Below are 437 nucleotides of genomic sequence, written 5' to 3' on the forward strand. Positions count from 1 at the left end.
GTTCAAATCCTTGGCAAGCTGCTGCCATTGCCGTGTGTGTTTCGTCCCTTCTTTCTTCCCGTCTCTTTCTTTTCTTCTTTCCTCCCTTTCCCCCCTTCTCCTTCCTTCTTCCCCCCTCCTCCCCTCCCTTTTTTCCCTTCTCTCTCCCCTCCCCCCCTTTCCCCCCCCCCTCCCTCCCTCCCCCCCCTCCCCCCCTCCTTCCCCCTTCTCCCTTTTCCTCTTCCCTCCTTCCTCTCTCCCTTCTTCCTCTCCTTCCCCTTTCCTCCCCCTCTTCTCCTTCTCCTCTTTTCCCCCTTTTTCCTCCTCCCTTTCCTTCCTCCTTCCTCTTTTTCTTTTTTCCTCTTTCTTCCCCTCCTTCCTGTTTTCTTTCCTTCTTTCTCTTCTCCCCCTCTTCCTCTGCCGCCTCCTCCTTCCGTGTCTATCTCGTTTGTCGCCTT

1 protein-coding gene is annotated in these 437 nt (G+C 55.4%); it reads right to left on the bottom strand.

What is annotated here, in order from left to right:
- Positions 1-2 precede the first annotated feature (2 nt).
- On the bottom strand, positions 3-437 hold a 435-nt coding region (locus ACTHUR_RS21365), incomplete at its 5' end, for a hypothetical protein (protein WP_440400813.1).

The sequence above is a fragment of the Neisseria sp. P0021.S007 genome (genome assembly GCF_051956855.1).